General features: G+C 68.4%; 21 protein-coding genes. 6 read left to right on the top strand and 15 right to left on the bottom strand.

The genetic code is table 11. The features are described 5' to 3' along the window. Positions 1–60: 60 nt before the first annotated feature. Positions 61–1,503, top strand: a complete 1,443-nt coding sequence (tldD, locus tag N800_RS01815) for a metalloprotease TldD (RefSeq protein WP_036134120.1) — start codon at positions 61–63, stop codon at positions 1,501–1,503. A gap of 11 nt (positions 1,504–1,514) precedes the next feature. Here the strand turns inward: tldD and yjgA are convergent, their stop codons facing one another. Further along, positions 1,515–2,102, bottom strand: a complete 588-nt coding sequence (gene yjgA, locus N800_RS01820) for a ribosome biogenesis factor YjgA (RefSeq protein WP_036134122.1) — start codon at positions 2,100–2,102, stop codon at positions 1,515–1,517. 107 nt (positions 2,103–2,209) lie between these two features. On the opposite strand from yjgA, the gene pmbA reads away from it, so the two are divergent. Together pmbA and N800_RS01830 are read left to right on the top strand one after the other, a co-directional pair. Further along, positions 2,210–3,574 carry a metalloprotease PmbA gene (gene pmbA / locus N800_RS01825; RefSeq protein WP_036134124.1) on the top strand — a complete coding sequence of 455 codons (1,365 nt, stop codon included), beginning with the start codon at positions 2,210–2,212 and terminating at the stop codon, positions 3,572–3,574. A 197-nt stretch (positions 3,575–3,771) separates the two neighbouring features. After that, positions 3,772–4,221: a DUF4870 domain-containing protein gene (locus tag N800_RS01830; RefSeq protein ID WP_036134126.1), complete on the top strand. Its 450-nt coding sequence runs from the start codon at positions 3,772–3,774 to the stop codon at positions 4,219–4,221. A 121-nt stretch (positions 4,222–4,342) separates the two neighbouring features. Here the strand turns inward: N800_RS01830 and ispA are convergent, their stop codons facing one another. The 3 genes from ispA to tilS are packed head-to-tail and all read right to left on the bottom strand — an operon-like array spanning position 4,343 to position 6,826. Further along, positions 4,343–5,224, bottom strand: a complete 882-nt coding sequence (gene ispA, locus N800_RS01835) for a (2E,6E)-farnesyl diphosphate synthase (protein ID WP_036134128.1) — start codon at positions 5,222–5,224, stop codon at positions 4,343–4,345. Further along, entirely contained in the window at positions 5,217–5,474 is a 258-nt protein-coding gene (locus N800_RS01840) for an exodeoxyribonuclease VII small subunit (protein WP_036134130.1), read from the bottom strand. Before N800_RS01840 ends, ispA begins: the two co-directional genes overlap by 8 nt. 35 nt (positions 5,475–5,509) lie before the next feature. Continuing rightward, positions 5,510–6,826 carry a tRNA lysidine(34) synthetase TilS gene (gene tilS / locus N800_RS01845; RefSeq protein WP_052107823.1) on the bottom strand — a complete coding sequence of 439 codons (1,317 nt, stop codon included), beginning with the start codon at positions 6,824–6,826 and terminating at the stop codon, positions 5,510–5,512. A 105-nt stretch (positions 6,827–6,931) separates the two neighbouring features. Here tilS and N800_RS01850 point away from each other — a divergent pair, with 105 nt between their 5' ends. Next, positions 6,932–8,017, top strand: a complete 1,086-nt coding sequence (locus tag N800_RS01850) for an NADH:flavin oxidoreductase/NADH oxidase (protein WP_036134132.1) — start codon at positions 6,932–6,934, stop codon at positions 8,015–8,017. A gap of 58 nt (positions 8,018–8,075) precedes the next feature. Here the strand turns inward: N800_RS01850 and N800_RS01855 are convergent, their stop codons facing one another. The 4 genes from N800_RS01855 to N800_RS01870 form a co-directional block, all read right to left on the bottom strand. Next, positions 8,076–9,038 (bottom strand): acetyl-CoA carboxylase carboxyltransferase subunit alpha, encoded by a 963-nt coding sequence (locus N800_RS01855; protein WP_036134133.1) that lies wholly within the window; start codon positions 9,036–9,038, stop codon positions 8,076–8,078. Positions 9,039–9,145: 107 nt separating this feature from the next. Further along, positions 9,146–12,670, bottom strand: coding sequence for a DNA polymerase III subunit alpha (dnaE, locus tag N800_RS01860; RefSeq protein WP_036134135.1), 3,525 nt, complete (start codon positions 12,668–12,670; stop codon positions 9,146–9,148). A 159-nt stretch (positions 12,671–12,829) separates the two neighbouring features. Next, a complete protein-coding gene (locus N800_RS01865) occupies positions 12,830–13,456 on the bottom strand; it encodes a hypothetical protein (RefSeq protein ID WP_156962832.1) in 627 nt (208 codons plus the stop codon). A 201-nt stretch (positions 13,457–13,657) separates the two neighbouring features. After that, on the bottom strand, positions 13,658–13,867 hold the full coding sequence (locus N800_RS01870; RefSeq protein ID WP_198032442.1) for a hypothetical protein: 210 nt from the start codon (positions 13,865–13,867) through the stop codon (positions 13,658–13,660). A gap of 141 nt (positions 13,868–14,008) precedes the next feature. Here N800_RS01870 and N800_RS01875 point away from each other — a divergent pair, with 141 nt between their 5' ends. Together N800_RS01875 and N800_RS01880 are read left to right on the top strand one after the other, a co-directional pair. Then, a complete protein-coding gene (locus tag N800_RS01875; protein ID WP_036134141.1) occupies positions 14,009–16,342 on the top strand; it encodes a winged helix-turn-helix domain-containing protein in 2,334 nt (777 codons plus the stop codon). 16 nt (positions 16,343–16,358) lie between these two features. Continuing rightward, complete coding sequence (locus N800_RS01880; RefSeq protein ID WP_036134143.1) at positions 16,359–16,718, top strand: cupredoxin domain-containing protein; 360 nt, start codon at positions 16,359–16,361, stop codon at positions 16,716–16,718. Here N800_RS01880 and rnhB read toward each other — a convergent pair. From rnhB to rseP, 7 genes are all read right to left on the bottom strand, one after another. Continuing rightward, the gene (gene rnhB / locus N800_RS01885; RefSeq protein WP_052107807.1) at positions 16,705–17,331 is read right to left on the bottom strand and encodes a ribonuclease HII; all 627 of its coding nucleotides are present in this window, start codon (positions 17,329–17,331) and stop codon (positions 16,705–16,707) included. The two genes, N800_RS01880 and rnhB, sit on opposite strands and share 14 nt — an antisense overlap. Then, positions 17,328–18,533, bottom strand: a complete 1,206-nt coding sequence (gene lpxB, locus N800_RS01890; protein ID WP_232227513.1) for a lipid-A-disaccharide synthase — start codon at positions 18,531–18,533, stop codon at positions 17,328–17,330. The genes rnhB and lpxB overlap by 4 nt, the downstream gene beginning before the upstream one ends. Positions 18,534–18,544: 11 nt before the next feature. Next, positions 18,545–19,339, bottom strand: a complete 795-nt coding sequence (gene lpxA, locus N800_RS01895; RefSeq protein ID WP_036134145.1) for an acyl-ACP--UDP-N-acetylglucosamine O-acyltransferase — start codon at positions 19,337–19,339, stop codon at positions 18,545–18,547. 2 nt (positions 19,340–19,341) lie between these two features. Beyond that, the gene (gene fabZ / locus N800_RS01900; RefSeq protein ID WP_036134147.1) at positions 19,342–19,821 is read right to left on the bottom strand and encodes a 3-hydroxyacyl-ACP dehydratase FabZ; all 480 of its coding nucleotides are present in this window, start codon (positions 19,819–19,821) and stop codon (positions 19,342–19,344) included. A 72-nt stretch (positions 19,822–19,893) separates the two neighbouring features. Next, entirely contained in the window at positions 19,894–20,904 is a 1,011-nt protein-coding gene (lpxD, locus tag N800_RS01905; protein WP_036134149.1) for a UDP-3-O-(3-hydroxymyristoyl)glucosamine N-acyltransferase, read from the bottom strand. 34 nt (positions 20,905–20,938) lie between these two features. After that, positions 20,939–23,359, bottom strand: coding sequence for an outer membrane protein assembly factor BamA (gene bamA, locus N800_RS01910; protein ID WP_425476489.1), 2,421 nt, complete (start codon positions 23,357–23,359; stop codon positions 20,939–20,941). Between the two features lie 157 nt (positions 23,360–23,516). Continuing rightward, positions 23,517–24,878 carry an RIP metalloprotease RseP gene (gene rseP, locus N800_RS01915; protein ID WP_036134151.1) on the bottom strand — a complete coding sequence of 454 codons (1,362 nt, stop codon included), beginning with the start codon at positions 24,876–24,878 and terminating at the stop codon, positions 23,517–23,519. Between the last annotated feature and the right edge of the window lie 35 nt (positions 24,879–24,913).

Here is a 24,913-nt window from a genome sequence, read left to right on the forward strand (position 1 = left end):
TGAAGCGGCCCACTTCGGCCCGCATATAGTGGGTTGCGCGCCCCCCAACCGGACCCTCCGATGACCCTGCCGCTCCAGCTCGCCGAATCCCGCCTCCTCCTGCCTGCAGGCCTCGATTCCGGTGGCCTTGAGCGCGCCTTCGGCACGCTGCTCGGGCCCGGCGTGGACTTTGGCGACCTGTATTTCCAGCATGCACGCCGCGAGAGCTGGACGGTGGAGGACGGCATCGTCAAGGACGGCGCCCACTCCATCGAGCAGGGCGTGGGCGTGCGCGCGATCAGCGGCGAGAAGACAGGTTTCGCCTACTCCGACGAAATCAACGGCGAGGCGCTGATCGCCGCGGCGAAGTCCGCGCGGGCCATCGCGCGCGACGGTCGCAGCCAGGCGCCGCATGCACTGGTGCAGGGCGGCGGTCGCGCGCTGTACCCGAGTGTCGACCCGGTGGATTCGCTGGGCAACGAGGACAAGGTCGAGGCGCTGCGCCGCATCGACCGCATGCTGCGTGCCGCCGATCCGCGCGTGCAGCAGGTGGTGGTGAGCCTGTCGGGCGGCGTGGACACCGTACTAGTGGCGCGCAGCGACGGCGTGCTTGCCGCCGACGTGCGCCCGCTGGTTCGGCTTAACGTACAGGTGATCGTGGAGCAGGACGGGCGCCGCGAGATGGGCTACACCGGCGGTGGCGGCCGTTACAGCTACGCCGAACTGCTCGGCGGTGGCAAGCCGGAGGCATGGGCGCGCGAGGCGCTGCGCCAGGCGCTGGTCAACCTCGAAGCTGTTGACGCACCGGCGGGCGTGATGCCGGTGGTGCTGGGCAGTGGTTGGCCGGGCGTGCTGCTGCACGAAGCGGTGGGCCACGGCCTGGAGGGTGACTTCAACCGCAAGGGCACCAGCACCTATGCCGGTCGCATTGGCCAGCGCGTGGCGTCGCCGGGCGTCACCATCGTGGACGACGGCACGCTCGAGGGCCGCCGCGGCTCGCTCAACATCGACGATGAAGGCACGCCCACCCAGTGCACCACGCTGATCGAGGACGGCATCCTCGTCGGCTACATGCAGGACACGCTCAATGCGCGCCTGATGGGCATGGCACCCACCGGCAACGGTCGCCGCGAATCGTTCGCGCACCTGACCATGCCGCGCATGACCAACACCTACATGCTGGCCGGCACCCATGACCCGGAAGAAATGATCCGCTCGGTGAAGAAGGGACTGTACGCGGTCAACTTCGGCGGCGGCCAGGTGGACATCACCAGCGGCAAGTACGTGTTCTCGGCCACCGAGGCGTATCTGATCGAGGACGGCAGGATCACCGCGCCGGTAAAGGGCGCCACCCTGATCGGCAACGGCCCCGAAACCATGCAGAAGGTACGCATGATCGGCCACGACCTCGCGCTGGACGAAGGCGTGGGCGTGTGCGGCAAGGACGGGCAGAGCGTGCCCGTCGGCGTGGGCCAGCCGTCACTGCTGATCGACGGGCTGACCGTGGGTGGAACGCAGGCGTGATCCGCCGCCGCTCAGTCGTCGCTGTCGTCGGGCGGGATGTCGTACAGCGGCGTCTCGCCGGCATCCTCGTCGCCGTGCCTGCCCTCCACGATCAGCTCGCGCAGCGCACGGAACAGCTCGCGGAACGCGCGCGGGGGCTTGTTGCGCTTGCGCTCTTCCAGGGCGTTGCGCGTCAGTTGGCGCAGCGACTGGCGGTCGGCGCCCGGGTATTCGTCCAGCAGTTGCGCCAGCGCGGCGTCGCCGTCCTCGAGCAGGCGGTCACGCCACTTCTCCACGCGGTGCATGGCGGCCACCTCGCGGCGCGCGGCTTCTCCGTCTTCGTCGAGCGCATCGCGGAGCGCATCCAGCACTTCATCGTCCTCGCGCCGCATCTGCTTGGCCAGGAAGGCCAGCTGGCGCTTGTGCGCGATGTGCGAGGTGATGCGCTTGCACTCGCGGATGTGCGGCAGCAGCGAGTCGGGCACCGGCAGGCGGGCCAGCTGGGCTTCGCTCAGCGACACCAGTTTCTCACCCAGCGCCAACACCTCCAGCGCCTCGCGCCGGTTGTCGCTGCGGCTGGGGCTCAGGTATTCGCCGGTTTCGGGGTCAATGCCGCGCATCGTGTTGGTTCCTCTTTCTCCGGCCCGGGCGCGATGGCGCGCGGCCGTTTCCGTCATTCCAGTTCCGCCGGCGATGCCCGCGGAATCAACGTTGCAAGGATAAGCCATTGAACGCCCTGATCCCCGAACCGGCCATTCATGTCGACAGCCAGATGCGCCTGGATGCGCTGGCGGACCTGTCCCAGCGCCTGCTGGCCAGCGCCCGCCGGCGTGGCGCCAGCCAGGCCGAGGTGTCGTGCTCGGAGGACGCCGGCCTGAGCGTGAACGTGCGCATGGGCGAGGTTGAGACGGTCGAATCCACCCGCGACCGTGGCATTGCCGTCACGGTGTATTTTGGCAAGCGCAAGGGCAGTGCCAGCACCGCGGACCTGCGCGAGGAAAGCCTGGAGGCTACGGTCGAACAAGCCTGCGCCATCGCCCGCCACACCGAGGACGATGACGCGGCCGGCCTGGCCGAGCCCGAATTGATGGCCAACGACCTGCGCGAGTTCGACAGTTGGCACCCGTGGATGATCGACGCCGACCGGGCCATCGACCTGGCGCTGGCCTGCGAGCAGGCCGGGCGCGATGCCGAGGTGCGGATCGGCAACTCTGATGGGGCATCGCTTGGCACCGGCACCAGCGTGAGCGTGTATGCCAATTCGCATGGCTTCGTCGGCCGCGAGCGCAGCACGCAGCACAGCGTCGGGTGCGCGCTGATCGCCGGCGAAGGCGACGCCATGCAGCGCGACGGCTGGTACAGCATCGCGCTGGCGGCTTCGGACCTGGAGGACGTGGCCGCCATCGGTCGCAAAGCCGCCGAACGCGCCGCCGCGCGTCTGGCGCCGCGCCAGGTCGCCACCGGCGAATACCCGGTGCTGTTCAGTGCCGAGATCGCGCGTTCGCTGGTTGGGCACCTGCTGGGCGCAGTGTCGGGCGGCGCGCTGTACCGCAAGGCCAGCTTCCTGCTCGACAGCGTGGGCACGCAGCTGTTCCCGGAGTGGTTCTCGATCGAGGAGCTTCCGTTCCTGCCGCGCGGCTTCCGCTCCGCCTCGTTCGACGCCGATGGCGTGGCCACGCGCGAATCGCCGCTGGTCACCGCTGGTGTGCTGCAGCGCTACATCCTGGGCACCTATTCGGCGCGCAAGCTGGGCCTGCCGACCACCGGCAACGCCGGCGGCGTGCACAACCTGCAGGTTGCCAGCAATGCGGGCGATTTCGAGTCCCTGGTGCGGGGCATGGACCGCGGCCTGCTCGTCACTGAACTGATGGGGCAGGGCGTCAACAGCATCACCGGCGATTACTCGCGCGGCGCCTCGGGCTTCTGGGTGGAAGGAGGCCGCATCCAGTATCCGGTGGATGGCGTGACCGTGGCCGGCAACCTCAAGCGCATGTTCCGAGCGATCGAGGCCGTGGGCAGCGATGTCGACCCGCGCTCGCACATCCGCACCGGCTCGATCCTGATCGGCGCGATGACCGTCGCGGGAGAGTGATCCAGAAGTAGCGTGGTGGCGCCTCACGCCGGGGGATTTGCCATCGCTGCCGTGGGGCCGCCCATGCGCGGCCGGCCGCTTGGGCCGAGGCAAGCAGCGGGGCAGCGCGGGCAGGGGTGTCTTCAGTTGGCTTGTACCGTCACCCCCATGCCTCAATATCGGGGGTAAGACCGGAGCGTTTCCGGAAGGAGCCCGTCATGACCGAGGCCTACACCAACCCGCCCCCCGTCAACCTGACCGAGAACGAGCGCCTGTGGGCGGCCGGCGCACACCTGGCCGCACTGGCGCTGGCATTGCTGACCAGTTGGGTGGCCGGCATCGCCGGCGCGCTCGGCGCGCTGGGCATCTGGATCCTCAAGCGCGATGAATCCGCATTCGTCGCCGAGCACGCCAAGGAAGCGGTCAACTTCAACCTGAGCATGTTCATCTACGCCTGCGCAGCGGGCCTGATCGGCTTCCTGCTGGTCGGTGCCACGATCCTGACCTTGGGCCTGGGCATCATCCTGACCGCCCCGGCCGGCATCGTGCTGCTGCTGGCGATCGGTGCGATCGCGGTGATGTGGCTGGTGTGCAGCGTGATCGCGACCTTCAAGGCCTACAACGGCGAGAGCTACCGCTACCCGCTGACGATCCGCCTGCTGAAGTGAACGCGGCGCTCCGTTGGGGCGCACTGGAACGTGAAACGGCCGCATCGTGCGGCCGTTTCTCTTCATGCGTGGCGGGATTCGTGGGGCCCGCGGACGGCACCGAAATCTGGGTCTGGCACGCTCAGTGCTGGCGTTCGATCGCCATCCGGCCCAGTGCGGCCAGTGCATCAGCGCGGTGACCGAACGGGGCCAGCGCGGCTTCCATCTCGGTGGCCAACTGCTGCAGCCGCGCCTTCGACGCCTCCAGCCCGATGAGGGCCGGGAAGGTTGCCTTGTCCTGTGCCGCGTCCTTGCCCGCCGTCTTGCCGAGGGTGGCGCTGTCGCCTTCCACGTCGAGGATGTCGTCGCGCACCTGGAACGCCAGCCCGAGGGCGGTGGCGTAGCGGTCGAGCGCGGCCAGCTCGGCATCGCTGGCGCCGCCGCACAGCGCGCCCATGCGCACCGCGGCGCGGATCAGCGCGCCGGTTTTCAGGGCGTGCAGCCGTTCCAGCGCGGCCACGTCGAGCGTCGTGCCGTTGCCGGTCGCATCCAGGTCCAGCGCTTGGCCACCGCACATGCCCGCGGCTCCCGCGGCTTCGGCGAGGCTGCGCAACAGCGCCACGCGCACGGCATCCGACGCGGGCGCCTCGCTCAGCACGGCGAAGGCCAACGACTGCAGCGCGTCGCCGGCGAGGATGGCGGTGGCCTCGTCGAAGGCGACGTGCACGGTGGGTTGGCCGCGGCGTAGCGCGTCGTCATCCATCGCAGGCAGGTCGTCGTGGACCAGCGAATAGGCATGGATCAGCTCCACCGCCGCAGCAGGGGCGTCGAGCAGGGCTTCGTCGGCACCGAACAGTGCGCCGCTGGCATGCACCAGCAATGGACGCATGCGCTTGCCGCCCAGCAGCACGGCATGGCGCATGGCGGCGTGCAGGCGCCGCGGGGATACATCCGGGTCAGGCAGCACGCGCGCCAAGGCGACGTCGGCGCGATGGCGCCAACCGATCAGGCGGTCCTCAAGCATCAGGGGCGCTGGCGAACGGTTCGGCGCTGGCCGGGTCCTGCGGGTCGCTGAGCAGCTTCACGCGCAACTCCGCCTGTTCCAGCGCGGTCTGGCAGCGGCGGTAGAGGCCCACGCCGCGCTCGTAGGCGGCAAGGGAGTCCTCAAGGCTCATGTCGCCGTGTTCCATCTTCTCGACGAGCTGCTCGAGCTCGTCCAGCGAGGTCTCGAAGTCGGCGACCGGCGAGGGTTCGGAAGTCGTTTTGCGGGCCATGGGTAAAGTGTGCTGCCCCGCCCGCGGGCGGTCAATCACGCGGTGCGCTGGACAGCGGGTTGCCAGTGCAGCCGGGCCCCCGCCTGTCGCAGCCAGGCATCGAAATCCGCCGAGTACACGAGGTCACCGGCGGCCAGCACCTCTCCGCCTGCCGTGCGGAGCAGGGGCAGGTGTTCGCGCTCCCACGGCGGCACACCGAGGTCCTGCAGCACATGCTTGAGTGCATGCGTGTGGGTGCGGCCGGGCAGCGTGATGCGTTCGCCTCCGGCGCGCATGCCCACGGTCAATGGGCTCTGGAAACGCGGTGCGCCTTCCAGCGTCAAAGCGCCGCCGCCGGGGAGCGCCAGTGGCGCATCCCCGACCCAGTGGGCGCTCCAGTCGGCGGGCGGTGGCGGGTGCAGTGGCCCGGCATGCAACAGGTCGCGCCAACTGCGCACCGCCATCCCGTCCCAGGCGAACATCGCGCGGGCATCGGCGCGCGCCGGCAGCACCTCGTCTTCGATCCGGCTGACCCCTTCCGCCGGGAGAGGCGGCAGCCCCAGCCGTGTCGCCCATAGCCGCAGCACGCGCGCACGACGGGCTACCGGCAGGTGGAGCAACGCGGTGCGCGACAGCACCGCAGGGTCCGCGGTGGCGACATCGGCGAGATGGCGTGCATCGTCCTCGTGCAGCAGTGCGGCGGCGGTCTCGCAGTGGCGAGCGGATTGGGCGAACGCGCTGTCGACACCGGGCCAGCGCTCGCGCAGCAGTGGCATGACCCGGTTGCGCAGGAAGTTTCGATCGAACGTGGTGTCGGTGTTGCTGGGGTCCTCCAGCCAACGCAATCCATGGCCGACCGCGTATGTGCGCAACACGTCGCGCGGGATGTCCAGCAGCGGTCGCCACACGCGGTGTGGGCCGAGTTGGCTCCAGCGTCGCATCGCCGCCAGTCCGTCGGGCCCGGAGGCACGCAGCGCGCGCAGCAGGAAGGTTTCGGCCTGGTCGTCCTGGTGGTGGGCGAGCACCAGCACCTCGTCGTCACCCAGTTGGCGGACGAATGCGGCACGGCGTGCATGGCGTGCCGCCGCTTCCCGGCCTTCGCCCGAGTCGGCCGCGACCTGCACGCGTTCCACCATCAGCGGCACTCCCAGCGCGGCGCAGGTGTCGACGCAGTGCGCGGTCCAGGCATCCGCATCGGGATGCAGGCCGTGGTGGATGTGGATCGCGCGCAATCCGCGCACTCGCATGTCCGGCAGCTCCACCAGCAGGTGCAGCAGCACCGTGGAATCCAGGCCGCCGCTGTATCCCACGCACAGCGGGGCCGCAGGCAGGTCGGGCGGCGGCGTCAGCGCGGGGGGTAGGGGCGAGGGCATCCGGAGATGGTGCCAGACATCCACGCGCCCGGTGTTGGTTGCATGGGTGGAAAACAGCGGGCCGCGGCCGTAGCTTCCGACAAGGGCATCTGTCCCCATCCCGTCATGCCATCCTGCTGGAGCTGCCCCTTGTCCAAGCTGTTCGAGCCGCTGGCGCAGCGGTCATTGCAGTTGCGCAACCGCATCGTCGTCTCGCCCATGTGCCAGTACTCGGCCGAAGAGGGGGTGCCCAACGACTGGCACCTCGTGCATCTGGGCAGTCGCGCGGTGGGCGGGGCCGCGGTGGTGATCGCGGAAGCCACCGCGGTGTCGCCGGAGGGCCGGATTTCGCCGCACGACACCGGACTGTGGAATGACGCGCAGGTGGCTGCGTGGTCGCGCATCAACGCATTCATCGTCGAACAGGGCGCGATTCCCGCAGTGCAACTGGCGCACGCCGGGCGCAAGGCGAGCACCGACGCACCCTGGCGCGGGCATGGGCCGGTGGCGGCCGAACTGGGCGGCTGGACCCCCGTGGCCCCCTCGGCACTCGCGTTCGACGCGCAATCCCCGGTGCCGTTGGCGCTGGGTGAGGCTGGCATCCGCAAGGTGGTGAACGATTTTGTGGCAGCGGCGATGCGTGCGCACGCCGCAGGATTCCGCCTGCTTGAGCTGCATGCCGCGCACGGCTACCTGCTGCACGAGTTCCTGTCGCCGTTGTCCAACCACCGCCAGGATGGTTACGGCGGCAGCTTCGACAACCGCGTACGTCTGGTGCTGGAGGTGGTAGACGCCGTGCGCGCCGCTTGGCCCGTCGAACTGCCGCTATGGGTGCGCATCTCGGCCACCGATTGGGCCGATGGAGGCTGGGATGTGGAACAGAGCATCGAGTTGGCCAAACGCCTGCGCCAGCGCGACGTGGACCTGGTGGATGTGTCCAGTGGCGGCTTGGTGCCCAACGCGCGCATCCCCTTGGAGCCGGGCTATCAGGCGCCATTCGCGCAGCGCCTGCGACAGGAGGCGAGCATCGCCACCGGCGCCGTCGGCCTGATCACCGAGCCGGCACACGCCGAAGCGCTAGTGGCCGAGGGTATTGCCGACGTTGTGCTGATGGGGCGCGAGTTGCTGCGCGACCCCTACTTCCCGCGCCGTGCTGCACACGTGCTCGGGGACGATCTGACGACCCCGCCGCAGTACTTGCGGGCCTGGTAACGAAAAACCGCGCCATGGGGCGCGGTTTTCGAGGATCGGCCGTTGGCGGCGAGGTGGCTCAGGCCGCCTCGTACGCTCCATAGCCACGCAGGCGTTCGTAACGGCGCTGCAGCAGTTGCGGCACCGGCACATCGTCCAGCGCATCAAGTTCGTTCAGCAGCACGGCCTTCAGGCGCTTGGCCATCTGCTTCGGATTGCGGTGCGCGCCGCCGGTGGGTTCGCGCACCACCTTGTCGACCAGGCCCAGCGAGTGCAGGCGGCGTGCGGTCATGCCCAACTGCTCCGCGGCATCCTTGGCCTTCTCGGCAGTCTTCCACAGGATCGAGGCGCAGCCTTCGGGCGTGATCACCGAGTAGGTGCTGTATTCCAGCATCACCGTGCGGTCGCCAACACCAATGGCCAGCGCACCGCCGGAGCCACCTTCGCCGATCACCGTGCAGATCACCGGGATCTTGAGCTCGGCCATCTCCAGCAGGTTGCGGGCGATGGCCTCCGACTGGCCGCGCTCCTCGGCATCGATGCCCGGCCACGCGCCAGCGGTGTCGATGAAGGTCAGCAGCGGCAACTTGAAGCGCTCGGCCAGCTTCATCAGGCGCAATGCCTTGCGGTAGCCCTCGGGCTTGGGCATGCCGAAGTTGCGCTTGATCTTGGTCTTGGTGTCGCGGCCCTTCTCGTGGCCGACCACCACGACGCTGCGCCCGCCGATGCGGGCCAGGCCGCCGACGATGGCGTTGTCGTTGGCGAAGGCGCGGTCGCCGGCGAGTTCCTGGAACTCGTCGCAGATCAGGCGCAGGTAATCCATCGTGTAGGGGCGCGCCGGGTGGCGCGACAGCTGCGACACCTGCCACGGGGACAGGTCGCGGAAGATCTGCGCGGTGCGCTTGCGCAGTTTCTCCTGCAGGGCGTGCACTTCGGCGTCGACGTTGACCGAGGCACCGTTGTGCGCGGAATCGCGGAGTTCCCTGATCTTGGATTCAAGGTCGGCGATGGGCTGCTCGAAATCGAGGTAGTTCGGGTTCATGCGGTGGGCCGTGCTCGTGGCAGGCCGGCTGCCGGGAAAGCCGACAGTCTAGCCCAAGGGGGGGCAACGTACCGAGGCGTCTGGTCAGCGACCGTGACGCAAGTGGCTCAATGGGCCCAGGGCTTGGCCAGTTGCACCTTGACCGTGCGTACACCCGGCGTGGCGCGCAGGGTGCCGGCCAGGTCGGCATCGACCCGGACCGAATGGCTGCCGTTGATGTCCACCATGCCGGCCGCACCAGGCACCAGCAGGTCGAGCCGCAAGGGCGTCTGCCCGGGGCGCTGCTTGTCGAGCAGTGCGTTGACCCGCTGCCACGTCCCTGGCACGCGCAGGTCCAGGCGCAGGGCGACCCGCTGGGCATGGCGCGCGCACACCTGAGCATAGTCCCAGCAGCGGTTGGCCTTCAGCGCAAAGCCGCCGCTGAAGCTGTCCTCGCGCAGCCCACCCTGGATCACCAGCAGGCGGTCGCGCACCAGCATCTGCGCGAACTCCGAATACGTTTCGCCAAAGAACGCACATTCGACGCGGCCACGACCGTCTTCGATCTGCACGAACATCTGGCTGTCGCCCTTCTTGCGCAGGCCCACGACCTGGCCGGCGACCACGGTCTCCACTTCCTGGCGCCAGCTGCCGCGTGCCGGCTCCGGGCGGTTGGCCCAGATCGCTTCCAGCCCGGCGAGGTCATGGCCCACCAGTCCGCGTACTTCCTCGCGGTACGGGTCGAACGGGTGGCCACTGAGGTACTGACCCAGCGTGGCGTGCTCGCCGGCGAGCAACTGGCCCAGCGGCATCTCGTCGGTTTCGGGCAGGTCCAGGTGCAGGGCCGGGGCCGCGGTTTCCACGCCGCCGAACAGCGACACCTGGCCGGCGGCCTTTTCCTTGGCCATCTGGTCGGTGGCCTTGAGCACTTCGGGCAATTGCAGCATCAGGCTGGCGCGATTCTTCGCCAAACCATCGAGTGCGCCGGCGTTCACCAGCGCCTCCAGTGCGCGACGGTTGAGCTTGGAGCTGTCCACGCGCTTGCAGAAGTCGAGCAGGTCGTTGAACGGCCCGCCGGCGCGGCGCGCATCGACAATGGCCTCGCAGACCCCTTGGCCCACGCCCTTCACGCCACCGATGCCGTAACGGATCACCCGTGGTTCCACCGCCTCGAACATGTATTCGGAAGCGTTGACGTGCGGCGGCAGGACGTCCAGCCCCATCACCCGCGCCTCGTCGAGGAAGTTCACCACTTTGTCGGTGTTGTCCATGTCCGACGAGCACGTCGCGGCCATGAACTCGGCGGGGTAATACTGCTTCAGCCACGCCGTCTGGTACGCCACCAGCGCATACGCAGCCGAGTGCGACTTGTTGAAGCCGTACTCGGCGAACTTCTCCATCAAGTCGAAGATGGGCGTGGCCTGGCTGGCCGGGATGCCGCGTTCGGCGCAACCGCTCTCGAACTTGGCGCGCTCCTTGGCCATCTCCTCGGGCTTCTTCTTGCCCATCGCGCGACGCAGCATGTCGGCGCCGCCCAGCGTGTAGCCGGCCAGCACCTGCGCGATCTGCATCACCTGTTCCTGGTACACGATGACGCCGTAGGTCGGCCCCAGCACCGGTTCCAGCGACGGGTGCGGATAGCTGACCTCGGTGTGCCCGTGCTTGCGGTCGCACCACTCCTTGTCCATCCCCGAGCCCAGCGGGCCAGGGCGGAAAAGCGCGGCCAACGCGATGATGTCCTCGAACACGTCGGGCATCGCGCGCTTGAGCAGCTCGCGCATGCCGCGCGATTCAAACTGGAACACCGCCACCGTGTCGCCGCGTGCGAACAGCTTGTAGGTGTCCGCGTCATCCAGTGGCAACGCGGTGATGTCCAGCGGCGCCTCGCCGGCGGCCGTGCGGCGCTTGTTGATCGCCTTCACCGCCCAGTCGATGATCGTGAGCGTGCGCAGGCCAAGGAAGTCGAACTTGACCAGGCCGACCGACTCGACGTCGTCCTTGTCGAATTGGGTAACCGGGCTCTTGCCGCGGCCTTCGCCGTCGTGTTCGGCGAACAGCGGGCAGAAATCGCTCAGCGGCGACGGCGCGATCACCACGCCACCGGCGTGCTTGCCGGCGTTGCGCGTCAGGTCTTCCAGGCTGCGCGCCAGGTCGAGCAGGTCGCGCACGTCGTCTTCGGTCTGGTAGCGCGTGATCAGCTCGGACGAGGCCAGCTCAGGGTTCTTCCGTGCCGCCTCGCTCTCGCCCAGCGCATCGTCCAGGCTGATGCCCAAGGTGTTGGGGATCAGCTTGGCAATGCCGTCCACCATGCCGTACGGGTGGCCGAGCACGCGCCCGCTGTCGCGCACCACCGCCTTCGCCGCCATGGTGCCGTAGGTGATGATCTGGCTGACGCGGTCGCGGCCGTACTTGCGCGCGACGTAGTCGATGACCTCGTCGCGGCGGTCCATGCAGAAGTCGATGTCGAAGTCGGGCATCGACACGCGTTCCGGATTGAGGAAGCGCTCGAACAGCAGGTCGTACGGCAGCGGGTCCAGGTCGGTGATGCCCAGCGCCCACGCCACCAGCGAGCCCGCACCCGAACCACGGCCCGGGCCAACCGGGATGTCGTGCTCCTTACCCCAGTTGATGAAGTCCGCCACGATCAGGAAGTAACCGGGGAACCCCATCTTGATGATGACGTCCAGCTCGGTTTCCAGGCGCGCGTCGTACTCCTCGCGGGTCTTGCCCGGGGCCAGCGGGTGCTTGGCCAAGCGCTTCTCGAGGCCCTCGCGCGCGGAACTGCGCAGCCACGAGTCGATGGTGTGGTCGTCCGGCACCGGGAACGCGGGCAGGTAATACGTGCCCAGGTGCATCTCGACGTTGCAGCGGGTGGCCAGCGCGATGGCGTTGTCGGTCGCGTCGGGCACGTCGGCAAACAGCTCGGCCATCTCTTCGGATGACTTGAGGTACTGCTCGGCGCTGTAGTCACGCGGACGCTTGGGGTCGTCGAGCACGCGGCCGGAGGCAATGCACACGCGGGCCTCGTGCGCCTCGAAGCCGTCGCGGTCGAGGAAGCGCGCATCGTTGCTGGCCACCACCGGGATGCCGCGCGTGGTGGAGGCATGCAGGGCGAAGCTGTTGAACGTCTCCTCGCCCTCGCGGCCGGTGCGGGTCAGTTCCAGGTGCAGGCGATCGCCCAGTTCGCCCTTCCAGTCGGCCAGCCAAGCTTCGGCCAGTTCGTGGCGATTGCTGGTGGCCAGGCGGCCGGCGAGGCTGTGGCGGCCGACCAGCGCGAACAGTCCCTCGTTGTCCTCGCGCAGCCATTCCGGGCGCATTGCCACGCCGTCGGTGCGGTGGCCTTCCATCCACATGCGGGTCAGCAGGCGCGAAAGGGTGAGGTAGCCGCCGCGGTCGCGGCACAGCAGGGTCATCCGCGAGGGCGCTTCGTTGCCGTCGGCCAGGCCGATGTCGGCGCCAAGGATCGGCTTGACGCCGGCGCCTTCGCACGCCTTGACGAACTTCACCGCGGCGAAGAGGTTGTTGATGTCGGTCAGCGCCACGGCTGGCTGGCGCAGCATCGCGCAGCGCTTCACCAGCTCGCCGATGCGGATCGTCGAGTCGGCGAGCGAATACTCGCTGTGCAGGTGCAGGTGGGCGAAGCGTGCGGACATGCGGCAACCGGAGGTGCAACCCGCAGGGTATCAGGCCCAGCCGTGCGGACAAGCCTTGACAGGGCGGGTGGTGGCTGCGCGCCCATGCTGGGTGGGTCGCAGTCTCCCTCAAAGCGGCCCCGGGGGAAGGAATCGCCCGGCAACGGGACCGCACGGCGGTCAGACCACCTTGAACGGATCCTCCGGGTGGCCCCGATGCACGTAATGGCTGTCGTTGACGCGCAGCTTGTGGCGCCACAGCGCGATTTCGGCCAGCCGGTCCCGGATCCATGCGGCACGCTGTTCGTCGCCGCTGCCGGTGGGGTGCTCCTCGGAGCGGTAGGCGCTGAAGTCCCGGTATTCGTCGGCTTCGCTGGCGAAGGCCGGCCAAGCCAGCTCGATCAGCAGCACGTCGTCGAGCAGGCCCAGCAAGGGCTCGTGGTCGGCGATGAGATCGTCGTCGCGGTCGATGTAGTCGAACAGCTTGCCCAGGCGCGCGGCCATCGCGGGATCCGAGTCCCAGTCGGGATCCAGCAGCATCATCCGCAACTCGTCGATGCGCCGGAGCCGACGCTCGAGCACGTCGTGCGCGGTCTCGTCAGGCAGCGTGAGCAGCCAGTTGATCAGCCGGTGCAAGCGGTCGGGCTCGACGCGCGTGGCATCGGGGTGGAGTTCGTGCAGCAGCGCGTCGAAGCCGGCAACGGCGGTCGGGCTCAACGCCACGCGGGCGCGCGGATCTGAGCTGGCACCCGTCCAGGTGTCGTAGGGCAACGGATCCGCAGTCGGGGTCGGGGCGGACGGGCGCATGGCACACCTCCTCGGTCCGGCCTGGGACGGGGAGGTCGCGTGGCGGCCGGCATGTCGCGCGACCGCGACCGGTCCGGTGGGGCCGGTCGCTGCATGGACACTATGCGCCGTTGCGGACCGGTTGTCCTGTCCCGTAAGTCGGGGGCCGGCCGGGGGGCGAGCGGCGGCACACGGCCGACGGCCCCCCAAGCGGGCATGTGCTCAGCAGATCCTGAACCGGGCGGTCGGCGCGGCCAGATAGCTGTGTTCGCGGACGTCACGCAGCTGGGCCTGCAGGGCGGCGGAGGCGCGCTGCTCGTCGCGGCTGGTACGGCGCTCAACGCGCGGCACCTGAACCTGGAGGCGGCGGTCGCGGCGGACTGAGTGGCTGGCAGCGGAATGGGTGGCGGCGATGGCGGTCATGGCGTTCATTTTCGGGCTCTCGTCTGGGGAGGCACCGGGGCTCCGGCGTGGGGATAGCGTCCCGCGGAAGGCCCATGAGGGTCATGATGGCTGGAAGCGCCTTCTCTCAGCGTTCCAAGCGGTTGATGAGGGGTTCATGAGGTTTCCGTGATGGAGACGCCCGGCCCGTTGGCTGGCAAGGGTTTGGCAAGCGAGCGCTACCGCTTCGGCAACGTCGTGGTGGATGCCGGTGCGCACACCCTGACCCGGGCCGGCGAGCTCGTGTCCGTGGAGCCGAAGGCGTTCGCCGTGCTGATGGCCCTGTTGCGTCAGCCCGGGGCGCTGGTCGCTCGCGACGAGTTGCTGGACGCTGTCTGGGGCCATCGCCACGTCACCCCGGGGGTGCTGACCCGTGCCATCGCCCAGTTGCGGGCGGCCCTGGGCGACGATGCCCAGCAACCCCGGTTCATCCAGACCCAGCACGCGCTGGGGTACCGGTTCATCGCCGCATTGGAGCGCGAGCCGGGGGAAGAGGGACATGATGCAGGCGGTCACGTTCATTTGACGGATTCCGGCCGCGGCCCTGTTTCGACTGAAGTGCACGCTGCGATGCCGCTCGAGGGATCCCGCACGGACTCGAGCGCGACAGGGCAACCCGCGCCGATCAGTCCGGACGCCGAGGTCCTGCCGCGTTGGAATCCCCACGATGCGCCGAACGAGGCCACCGTACGCGACCACGCCCGGATCGTGTCGGACCCGGCAAGCCGAGCTGATCGCACGGAGGCGCCCGGGCCTCCCCGCCGCCGGTCTTGGCTGCTGCTGATGGCCGCCGCTGCCGTACTCGGCGTGGTGGGCTGGCTGTGGCTGGGACGATCAGCCCCTCCGTCCACGCCGTCCGAGGCTTCCGTCGCCGTCCTGCCGTTCACCAGTCTCAGCAACGATAGCGACGACAGCTATTTCGCCGAGGGCCTGGCCGTGGAGATGCACGACGCACTGGCCGGCATTCCCGGTTTGAAGGTGGCCGCGCAGGTTACGCCTCCCGCGGCAGGACAGGCCGCAGCAGATCCCGTGACGCTGGGGCGCACGCTTGGCGTGGCCACCGTGCTGGATGCCACCGTGCGCCGCGAAGGCCCCCGCGTACGCATCAATGCGCGGCTCACCGATGTCCGCACCGGCTACACGCTCTGGGCCGACAGTTACGAGCGCGCGGCGGCGGGCGTGTTTGAAATGCAGAGCGAGATCGCCGGCAAGGTGGTGGAGTCTCTGGTTGGCGTGTTGCCCACCGCCCGGCCGCAACTGTCACGAAGGCTGAAGCCCACCGTCAGCACCGCCGCCTACGACGCCTACCTCAAGGGCGTGCAGCAGTTGCTGGTGCCGCGCAGCGAGCAGGCGCTCGGGCGCGCCGTCGGCTTCTTCCGCGAAGCCCTGAAGGAGGATGCCGGCTTCGCGCGCGCGCAGGCGGGCATCTGCCGCGCGGAAATCCGGCGCTTCGAGACCGCGCGCGACGCACCTGCCTTCAGTCGCGCCCGGAATGCCTGCGAACGGGCCGCGAGCATGGACCCGAAACTGCTGGAGGTCAGCCTTGCCATGGGCGACCTCGACCGCGTGCGCGGCGAATACCCCCAGGCCATAGAGCACTACACGCGCGCACTGCAGGACGTGGCTCTGCGCTCGGATGCCTATGTCGGCCTGGCGGCGACCCAGGCGGCCCTGGGCAACAACCCGCTGGCGCTCGACTACTACGAACGCGCACACCAGTTGCGGCCCGGTGACGCCACGATCCACAGCGAACTGGGCTATTACCACTACCTCAACGGCCAATTCGACAAGGCCATTGCTTCCTACCGCGTCGCCACCACGCTGCAACCGGATCGCGCGACCCTGTGGAACAGCCTGGGTGGCGTGTATTACGTGGCCGGCCGTCGTCGCGAAGCGGCGGAGGCTTACAGCCGTTCGCTGGCCATCGAACCCACCTATGGCGCCCTGAGCAACTTCGCCAGCCTGCGCTTTGAGGATGGCGCCTATGCCGAGGCGGCGGACCTGTACCGCCGCGCCGCCCAACTGGAGCCGGACGACTACCGGCTGTGGGGCAACATCGGCGACGCCCTGTCCGCCGATCCCGCGACCGCGGCGCAGGCCCGTTCGCCCTACGCGCGTGCGGCGTCCTTGGCCGAGGCCTACATCAAACTCAAGGGCGATGACGCGCTGGCGCCGGCGCACCTGGCGTGGTACCGCGCCAACCTGGGCGAAACCGAAGGCGTGCGCCAGTTGCTGGAGCGCGCCGACGCGCTGGGTACCGAGAAGGCGGAGGTCGAGTTCTTCGCTGCGCAGACACTGGCTCGGCTCGGCGACCGTGCGGGCACCCGCGAGCGCATCCAGCGCGCGCTGAAGGCCGGTGTCCCCTCCGACCGCATTCGTACGTCACCCCTGCTGCGGGGCATGGATGCCGAAGGGGCATCCGACCGTGCGGCCCCCGGCACCTCCTCCGCGCCCCCCAAGGCCTGACAGCGAGGAGTACCCCATGGCCCATGAGCGTGAGGAGTTCGTGACCATCCAGTACGACGGCGAGGGCAATCCCGCCGCCGAACCGGCCGAGTTGCGCGTCAAGGCCGGCACGCGCGTCACCTGGCGCAACGATCCCGGCCACGACCACCCGTTCACCCTCGATTTCGACCTGCGCGTTCCCGAACCGGGTGAGCCGCGCAGGCGTCTGGAGTCGCGGCGCGAAGCGGGCGTGTACCAGGCGTCGATCATCGCGACGCCGGGGCCGGCAGCCTCCGCGGCACCGCAAGCCCAGGCGGGGCCGCCTGAGGAACGGTACGCCTATGAAGTGCGGGTTGGGGACCGGGTGGCCGATCCAGCCATCATCATCCAGCGGTGAGCTCGAACGCCGGCACCGCGTTGTCGCCCATGGGCAGGCAGGCGCGCACCGGTGCAAAACTGCGCCGATGTTGCGCGCAAGGACCGTGCAGGCGCAGCGCGGCCAGGTGCGCCGGCGTGGGGTAGCCTTTGTGCGCGTCGAAGCCGTACTCAGGCCACTGCGCATGCATTGCCAGCATGAGCCGGTCGCGCGTGACCTTGGCCAGGATCGACGCGGCCATGATGGCAGGATCAAGGCGATCGCCGCCCACCAGAGCCTCCCCCGCGCAGGGCAGGCGACGTGGCAGGCGATTGCCATCGATGCGTGCCAGCGAGGGCACCACGGACAGGGCCGCCAGCGCGCGTTCCATGCCAGCCATCGTCGCCTGGAAGATGTTGATGCGGTCGATCTCGTCGGGCTCGACCAGTTCGATGTGCCAGGCGACTGCACGCGCCTGGATCAACGGGAACAACTGCTCGCGGCGTGCCTCGGTGAGCCGCTTGGAGTCGTCCAGGCCTTCGATCGGGCGTGCCGGATCGAGGATGACCGCGGCGACCGCCACCGGCCCGGCCAGCGGTCCCCGGCCGGCTTCGTCCACCCCGGCGATCCGTTCGCGAGTTGTTGGGGCCTTCATGGGGCGCCCGTCGCGCGGGGCGCGATGAGTTCGGCAACCGCATCCGCAGCGCGCGCCGAAGCATCCTGACGCAACTGGATGTGCAATTCCGTGAAGCGGTCGGCCAAGGTCGCCTCGGCCGCCGGATCGCGCAGCAACGCCAAGGTTTCCGTCGCCAGTTTGTCCGGCGTGCAGTCGTGCTGCATCAGTTCGGGCACTACGCGCTCGGCGGCCAGCACGTTGGGTAGCGAGTAGTGGTCGACCTTCAGCATGCCCAGGCCCTTGACCAGTGCGTAGGTCAACGGGGCGACCTTGTAGGCCACTACCATCGGGCGCTTGGCCAACATCGCTTCCAGCGTGGCCGTGCCGGAGGCCAACAGGATCACGTCACTAGCGCGCATCAGCGTGCGTGCCTGGCCGGCGATCACTTTCAGCGCCGTCGCCAGCGATGCGGCATCGGGGTGGCGCGCCAAGATCGCCTCGAACGCGCGGCGCGCATGCTCGTTCGCCATCGGCGCCACGATCTGCAAGCCCGGTTCGGCCGCAAGCACGCGTGTTGCAGCGGACAGGAAGTCATCCGCCAGCCGCTGGATCTCACCGACGCGGGAGCCAGGTAGCAACGCGAGCAGCGGACGCTCAGCCGCGAGGCCGAGTGCCGTGCGGGCTTGCGCGCGATCGGGGTCCAACGGCATCTCGTCGGCCAGTGGATGTCCGACGAACCGCGCATCCACGCCATGCCGGGCATAGATTGGCGGTTCCATCGGGAACAGGCACAGCACGCGGTCGGCGGCCTGTCCAATCTTCTCGGCGCGCTTCTCACGCCATGCCCACACCGAAGGGCTGACGTAGTGCACCGTGCGGACGCCGCGCTGCTTCAGCCAGCGCTCCATCCCGAGGTTGAAGTCTGGCGCATCTATTCCGATGAACACCGTGGGCCGCCAGGCCATCAGACGTGCGCGCAGTTGGCGGCGCAAGCGCAACAACCGAGGCAGATGCCGCAGCACTTCGGCAAGCCCCATGACCGCCAGTTCGCTGGCGTCGAACCACGCATCCATGCCCGCCGCGCGCATGCCATCGCCACCGATGCCCGCGAACTCGGCATCGGGAAAGCGGCGGCGCAGTTCGGTGATCAGTCCGGCCCCGAGGATGTCGCCGGACGCTTCCCCGGCGACGAGCGCGATGCGGATGGGGTGGGGCAGGCCGGCAGTGCCCGTGGTGGCCACGGTGTTCGACCTCAGCGCAACAGCGGACGCTCGGCGCTGTCGATGAACTCGATCAGGGCCTGCACGTCCTGGCTGCCGGTGGCGTCGGCCAGCTCGGCCAGCGTGATGCGGGCCTCGGCCAGCGGTGCGCCGGATACGTACAGCACGCGGTAAGCGCGTTTGATCGCGGCGATGCGTTCGGCGTCGAAACCACGGCGCTTGAGGCCTTCGCTGTTGATCCCGCGCGGCCGACCGTAGCTTTCCTGCGCCACCATGGTGAACGGGGGCACGTCGCCATTGACGAAGGCGCCCATGCCGATGAACGCGTGAGCGCCGATGCGGCAGAACTGGTGCACCCCCGCGAAACCGCTCAGGATCACGTGGTCCCCCACGGTGACGTGGCCGGCCAGCGTGGCGTTGTTGGAGAACACGCAGTGGTCTCCAACGATGCAGTCGTGCGCCACGTGGGTGTAGGCCAACAGCCAGTTGTCGTTGCCCACGCGAGTGATGCTGCTGCCGGTCCCGGTGCCGCGATTCACGGTGCAGAACTCGCGGAACGTGTTGCGGTCGCCAATCACCAGCTCGACGCGTTCGCCCTTGAACTTCTTGTCCTGCGGTTCGCCACCGATCGCGCAATGGCCGATGAAGCGGTTGTCGCGGCCGATGGTCGTGGGGCCCTGCACGCTGCAGTGCGGACCGAAGGCGGTGCCGTCGCCCACGACCACGTCGTCGCCGATGTAGCAGAACGCGCCGACCCGCACGCCCGCGCCCAATCGTGCGCCCGGCTCGACCACGGCGGAGGGATGGATGATCGGCGCGTTGTCCATGCTCAGGCCTTGGCCTCGGCGCACAGAATCTCGGCGCAAGCGGCCTGTTCGCCGTCCACGCGCGCCACGCCGGAGTACATGGCCATGTTGCGGATGGTGCGGGTCAGGGTGACTTCCAGTTCCAGACGGTCGCCCGGCACCACCATGCGCGAGAACTTCGCGTTGTCCACCTTGACCAGGTAGAACAGCTTGTCGGTGCTGGGCTTGCCGTTGAGCGCCAGCGCGGAAAGCTGGGTCAGCAATCCGCCGGCCTGGGCCATGGCCTCGACCACCAGCACGCCCGGCATGACCGGGTGGCCGGGGAAATGCCCCTGGAAGAACGGCTCGTTGCAGCTCACGTTCTTGTACGCCAGCACGCGCTTGTTGGGCTCCAGCTCGACCACGCGGTCGACCAGCAGGAACGGATAACGGTGCGGCAGCAGCTGCTGGATCATCGGCACGTCAATCGGCAGCTTCAGCGCGGTGGCTTCGGTTTGGTTCATCATCAATCCTCTGGGCGGTCCATCGCGTGCATCCGCGCCTCCGTGCGCGGACGTCCCAAGTTAGGGCCCGACTCAGTCGTGGCCTTGGCCCACGTTCCCCGCTCGCCGGGCAATCCGGTCGAGCTGCTTGAAGCGGGCGGCATTCTTGCGCCAGCTGCGATTGTCCATCAAGGGCGTCCCCGAAGAGTACTCGCCCGGCTCGCGGATCGAGCTGGTGACCAGGCTCATTGCCGTAACCACCACCTTGTCACAGATTTCGAGGTGGCCAACCACCCCCGCCCCGCCTCCGATCAGGCAGTAGCGCCCGATCTTCGCGCTGCCCGCGACCGCCGAGCACCCGGCCATGGCGGTATGCGCCCCGATGCGGACGTTGTGGCCAATCTGGATCTGGTTGTCCAGGCGCACGTCCTCCTCGAGCACGGTGTCTTCGATGGCGCCGCGGTCGATGGTCGTATTGGCGCCGATCTCGCAGTCGTCGCCGACGCGAACCCCGCCCAACTGCGGCACGTTGAGCCAGCGTCCCGCATCCATCGCCAGGCCGAAGCCCGCTGCGCCCAACACCGCGCCGGGGTGCACGCGCACGCGTTGGCCGAGCACCACGCGTGTGACCAGCGTGACCCGTGCAACCAGTTCGCTGCCGGCACCTACCACGCAGTCATCGCCGATCACGCAACCGGGGCCCACCACCGCACCGGATCCGATACGGCTGCGGGCCCCCACGCTCACGAACGGCCCGACATGGGCGTCGGGTGCGACGTGCGCGGACGCGTCCACGACGGAGGAGGGATGGATCCCCGGTGCGTGCACGGGAACCGGCTCGAACAGCACGGCGATCCGCGCGAACGCCGCGTAAGGGTCCCGCGCGATCAGTGCCGTGCGCTCGAAGCCAGTCGCGTCCGCTTCGCGCATGACCACGACGCCCGCGCTCGATGCCGCCAATTGGCTGCGGTATTTGGGGTTGGCCAGGAACGCCAACTGGCCGGGGCCAGCGCCCGCCAATGTCCCCACGCCTTCGACCCGGGTTTCCCCGTCGCCACGCACCTCCAGATTGAACCGCGCCGCCAGGTCGGCGGCGCGGATCATCGGGCGATCGTTGTGTCCAGCCGCGATCACGGCGTCAGAAGTTGCCGCCGAACGTGAACTGCAGGCGTTCGAGTTCGTCGTCGTCTTCCTTGCGGACCGGCATGGCATAGCTGATGGAAATCGGTCCCATCGGCGAACGCCACATCATCGCCACGCCCGCCGACGCACGCAGTTCGCCGGCGTCGAAGGCATCGACGTCGCGGAACACGTTGCCAAAGTCGACGAAGGCCGAGACGCGGGCCGCCGGCGTATCCAACAGGGTCGGGAAGAACATTTCCACCGAGCCAACGGTCTTCAGCGAGCCGCCGATCGGCTGCGTGTAGTTGCTGGTTGCGAACGGTGCCTCGCGCGGACCCAGCGTGTTGTCGCGGAAGCCGCGCACCGAGCGGGTGCCGCCTGCGTAGAAGTTCTCGAAGAACGGCAGGCCGTCGGCGGTGACGGTCTGCAGGTAGTCGGGCGAGGTTCCCGGGATGCACGGATCGCTGGGCGGCGGCGGGGGCGGCGGGATGATGACCGGCGTGTTCGGATCGTTGTCATGGTCATAGGCCGGCGCTTGCGGGGTGTAGCAGATATCCCGCACGAAAGCATCGCCGTAGCTGTCGCCGTAGCCCAGTTCGGCGCGCGTATTCAGCACCAGGTGGCGCGACAGCGGCCAGAACTTGGAGACGTTGTAGTTGAGCTTGAAGTATTCGACCGTCGAGCCCGGCAGGGTCGCTTCCAGCCACAAACGCTGCGACATGCCGGCGGTGGGCGTCAGGCCATGGTTGAGCGAGTTGCGGCCCCAGCCGATCTCACCGCGCCAGGCATGGAAGGTCCGCTGCCCGATGGCGTCGATGTAGTTGATGATGCTGGGTGGGGTCGCGCCCGCAAAGGTCAGCACTTCGTTGCTGTCGATGCCGAACAGCGCGGTGATGGTGTCGGTTTCGGAGATCGGAATCCCCAGCACCGTCTGGGCCGCACCACTGGTGGTCGAGAACTGGGCCGTGTTGAAGTCGGAGCTGTTGTACTCCTTCCACCACAGGTTGTAGCCCAGCGACACGCCATTGTCGGTGAAGTACGGATTGACGTACGAGAAATCGTAACGCTGCAGATAGTCATTGCGCTGCGCGTTCACCGACATGCGGTTGCCGCTGCCGAGGAAGTTGTTCTGTGCCAGCTGCACCGACGTGGTCATGCCCGTCAGCTGCGAGTAGCCCAAGCCGAACATGAAGCTGCCCGACTGGGTCTCCTTGACGTTGTAGACCACGTCGACCTGGTCATTGGTGCCAGCGACCGGCTGCGACTCGACGTCCACCGTCTCGAAGTAGCCCAAGCCCTGCAGGCGCAGCTTGGAGCGATCGATCGCCGCCTGCGAGTACCAGCTGCCCTCGAACTGGCGCATCTCGCGGCGCAACACCTCGTCGCTGGTGCGCGAGTTGCCCTTGAACACCACGCGACGCACGTTGACGCGCGGTCCCGGCACGACCTGCATGTTGATGCCGACGGTCTTGGCTTCGCGGTTCACGTCAGGAATCGGATTGACCTGCGCGAAGGCGTAACCGATGTTGCCCAGCGACGCCACGATGGCGTCCGAACTCAGCTCCAGCAGGCGCCGGGAGAAGATCTGGTCCTTCTGCACCAGGACCATCTTCTGCACCTGCTCCTTCGGCAGGACGGTATCGCCGGTGACTTCGACGCCCGAGACTTTGTACTGGTCGCCCTCGGTGATGCCCGCGCTGATGAACATGTCGCGGCGATCGGGGCTGATCGAGACCTGCGTGGAGTCGATGGAGACGTCGACGTAGCCGCGATCAAGGTAGTAGTTGTTGAGCTTTTCCAGGTCGCCCGACAGCTTCTCGCGCGAGTACTGGTCGTCGCGGCGGTACCAGCTCAGCCAGTTGTGCTCGCGCGACTCCCAGGTGTCCAGGATCTGTTCCTCGGCGAACTTCTCATTGCCGACCAGGTTGATGTGACGGATCTTCGCGGCCTTGCCTTCCTTGACGGTGATCGTCAGGTCGACGCGGTTGCGGTCCAGCTTGGCCACCGTCGGGGTGATCTCGACGTTGTACTTGCCACGGTTGTTGTACTGGCGGGTCAATTCCTGAGTGACGCGGTCCAATGCCAGGCGGTCAAACGTGCCGCCCTCGCTCAGGCCGATGTCATTGAGGCCCTTGGTCAGGTCCTCGGTCTTGATGTCCTTGTTGCCAGTCAGCGTCAGCTTGTTGATCGCCGGGCGCTCGGTGACAGTGACCACCAGGATGTCGCCCTGGCGGCCGATCGTGACATCTTCGAAGAAACCGGTCTTGTACAGCGCGCGGATGGCGTCGCCGACCCGCGCGGAGTCGACCGTGTCGCCGCGCTCGATGGGCAGATAGGTGAAGACGGTGCCGGCCGCGATGCGCTGCAGGCCGTCGACGCGGATGTCGCTGACCGTGAAGCTGCCGGCCGGCGGGGCGTCAGGCTGCAGGCCACCCAGCGAGAACGGCGTCCCGGACTGGGCCATGGCCGGCATGGCGGGCGCCATGGCTGCGGCAAGGGCAAGGGCAAGCAGGCGGCGATTGGGGGTTCGCGTCATCATTACGTCCGGTTGGGGGCGTTGCCGTTCAGGAGCGGGGCAGGCAGGGTGGTCCGCATCAGCGGACCAGGTTGTTCAGGATGTCGTTGTAGAACGCCAGCCCCATCAGACCGGCGATCAGCGCCAGCCCGACGTATTGGCCGACCGCCATGGTGCGATCGCTCACCGGGCTGCCCTTGACCAGCTCGATAAGGTAATACAGCAGGTGACCGCCGTCCAAGACGGGGATCGGCAGCAGGTTGAGGATGCCCAGGCTGAGCGACAGCATCGCCAGCATCGACAGGTACCACGCCGCCCCATGATGGGCATAGGCATTGGCGGCCCGGGCGATGGTGATCGGGCCGGCCACCGTGTTCTCCACCGAGACCCGTCCACTGAAGGCACGGCCGATCATGGCGATCAGCTCGCGGGCCTGGTGCGCCGTTTCGCGCAATGCCGCGGGTACCGCGGCGGCCGGGCCGTACTGCAGCAGCGCATCCTTCGCTGGTTCAGCCGGGCGCGCGGCGGCCACGCCCAGCGCCCAGTAGGGCTCGCCCGAAGCAGGCGTGACGCGACCAGGGGTCAGCTCCAGCGCAAGACGTTCGTCCCCGCGCTGTACTTCGACCATCACAGGAACGCCTCGTTGGCCCAGTTGCTGCACCAACGGCCCGATCTCGGTCCAGTCATTCACGGCGGTGCCGTCGATCGCGGTGATGCGATCGTTCTCGGCGAGGACGCCCCAGGCCGGCAGGCCCTCGGAGACGCTGCCTACGACCGGCGGAACCAGCAGGTGGCGGGGCAGCAGGCCAATGGCATCCACTGCGCGGCGCTCGTCGAATGCGGCAGGCAGACGGGACAGCGCCAGCGTGCGGGTGCGTTCCATGCCCTCGGCCGTGCGCACGTGGACCGCAACGTCGGCATGGTCCAGGGCTGCAGGGATCAGTGCGAGCTGCGCTTCGCTCCACGTGGGCGTTTCGCGGTCGCCGATGGCGAGCAGCGTGTCACCGCGCCGCAGGCCGGCCTCGGCCGCGATGCCTTCCGCCTGGCCCACCACCGGCGCGTAGTCGGGTCGGCCGATCACGAACATCAGCCAGAACAGCGCCACGCACAGCAGCAGGTTGGCCACGGGGCCCGCCGCGACAATGGCGATGCGCTTCCACACCGACTGGCGGTTGAAGGCCTGGCCGACTTCGGCGGGTGCGACATCGCCCTCGCGCTCATCCAGCATCTTGACGTAGCCGCCCAACGGGATCGCGGCGACGGCGTATTCGGTGCCGTCCGCTCCGCGGCGCAGCCACAGCGGCTTGCCGAAGCCGACGGAGAAACGCAACACCTTCACCCCGGCACGGCGAGCCACCCAGTAGTGGCCGAATTCGTGGAAGGTGACCAGTACGCCCAGGCTGACAATCAGCCACCAGACAGAACCGATGAACTCAGACATGGCTCGCCTCCGGTCGAAGCAGGGCTGGCATGGCG

Source organism: Lysobacter daejeonensis GH1-9 (assembly GCF_000768355.1).
Classification (GTDB): Bacteria; Pseudomonadota; Gammaproteobacteria; order Xanthomonadales; family Xanthomonadaceae; genus Aerolutibacter; species Aerolutibacter daejeonensis.

Excerpts from the sequence above, each read along its gene's own strand:
- tldD (WP_036134120.1), top strand. The coding sequence starts at position 61 with ATGACCCTGCCGCTCCAGCTCGCCGAATCCCGCCTCCTCCTGCCTGCA.
- yjgA (WP_036134122.1), bottom strand. The coding sequence starts at position 2,102 with ATGCGCGGCATTGACCCCGAAACCGGCGAATACCTGAGCCCCAGCCGC.
- N800_RS01830 (WP_036134126.1), top strand. The coding sequence starts at position 3,772 with ATGACCGAGGCCTACACCAACCCGCCCCCCGTCAACCTGACCGAGAAC.
- ispA (WP_036134128.1), bottom strand. The coding sequence starts at position 5,224 with ATGCTTGAGGACCGCCTGATCGGTTGGCGCCATCGCGCCGACGTCGCC.
- N800_RS01840 (WP_036134130.1), bottom strand. The coding sequence starts at position 5,474 with ATGGCCCGCAAAACGACTTCCGAACCCTCGCCGGTCGCCGACTTCGAG.
- tilS (WP_052107823.1), bottom strand. The coding sequence starts at position 6,826 with ATGCCCTCGCCCCTACCCCCCGCGCTGACGCCGCCGCCCGACCTGCCT.
- N800_RS01850 (WP_036134132.1), top strand. The coding sequence starts at position 6,932 with ATGCCATCCTGCTGGAGCTGCCCCTTGTCCAAGCTGTTCGAGCCGCTG.
- N800_RS01855 (WP_036134133.1), bottom strand. The coding sequence starts at position 9,038 with ATGAACCCGAACTACCTCGATTTCGAGCAGCCCATCGCCGACCTTGAA.
- dnaE (WP_036134135.1), bottom strand. The coding sequence starts at position 12,670 with ATGTCCGCACGCTTCGCCCACCTGCACCTGCACAGCGAGTATTCGCTC.
- N800_RS01865 (WP_156962832.1), bottom strand. The coding sequence starts at position 13,456 with ATGCGCCCGTCCGCCCCGACCCCGACTGCGGATCCGTTGCCCTACGAC.
- N800_RS01870 (WP_198032442.1), bottom strand. The coding sequence starts at position 13,867 with ATGAACGCCATGACCGCCATCGCCGCCACCCATTCCGCTGCCAGCCAC.
- N800_RS01875 (WP_036134141.1), top strand. The coding sequence starts at position 14,009 with ATGGAGACGCCCGGCCCGTTGGCTGGCAAGGGTTTGGCAAGCGAGCGC.
- N800_RS01880 (WP_036134143.1), top strand. The coding sequence starts at position 16,359 with ATGGCCCATGAGCGTGAGGAGTTCGTGACCATCCAGTACGACGGCGAG.
- rnhB (WP_052107807.1), bottom strand. The coding sequence starts at position 17,331 with ATGAAGGCCCCAACAACTCGCGAACGGATCGCCGGGGTGGACGAAGCC.
- lpxA (WP_036134145.1), bottom strand. The coding sequence starts at position 19,339 with ATGGACAACGCGCCGATCATCCATCCCTCCGCCGTGGTCGAGCCGGGC.
- fabZ (WP_036134147.1), bottom strand. The coding sequence starts at position 19,821 with ATGAACCAAACCGAAGCCACCGCGCTGAAGCTGCCGATTGACGTGCCG.
- lpxD (WP_036134149.1), bottom strand. The coding sequence starts at position 20,904 with ATGATCCGCGCCGCCGACCTGGCGGCGCGGTTCAATCTGGAGGTGCGT.
- rseP (WP_036134151.1), bottom strand. The coding sequence starts at position 24,878 with ATGTCTGAGTTCATCGGTTCTGTCTGGTGGCTGATTGTCAGCCTGGGC.